Consider the following 466-nt stretch of genomic DNA (forward strand, 5'->3'; position numbering starts at 1 on the left):
GCGCAGCTTGTTGCGCACCCGCTGCACGCTGTCGGGCGAGCGCAGATTGATATCGACGATGAGGCCGGACAGATCGCGCGAGGGCTGCTCGGGAATCTGCTGCGTGGTCACCGTCGAGACCTCGCCGACCGCCTTCAGGATGCTGGCGAGCTCGCTGCTCGCATCGCTCCGGTCGGAGGCGAGCAGAAGCCGGCGTTTGGCGGCGGATTTGGCTGGCGCGTTCATGGGTTCCCCAAAAGCACGGGAGTGTATTTGGGATCAGCCTATGCCTGATCAGGTTCTCCGGGCCTTAAGAGGCGTGCTCAAGGGAGCCTTGCGGAATTGGTCGCAATTTTACGGATCAGCGCCCGCGCGTTCGGTCAGAACAGCAAAAACAACCCCATGCACAGTAGACCGGCCATTGAAATATTTGAGATTTTTAACCCCACTGTCATCGCCCGGCTTGACCGGGCGATCCAGTACACCG

At 60.7% G+C, this 466-nt stretch carries 1 protein-coding gene; it reads right to left on the minus strand.

Translation table 11 applies throughout. From position 1 onward, the window contains the following. On the minus strand, nt 1-225 hold a 225-nt coding region (locus tag NJD74_RS19600; protein WP_319624825.1), incomplete at its 3' end, for a hypothetical protein. Nucleotides 226-466 lie beyond the last annotated feature (241 nt).

The organism is Stenotrophomonas sp. RG-453, from assembly GCF_033843685.1.
Lineage (GTDB): Bacteria > Pseudomonadota > Gammaproteobacteria > Xanthomonadales > Xanthomonadaceae > Stenotrophomonas > Stenotrophomonas bentonitica_A.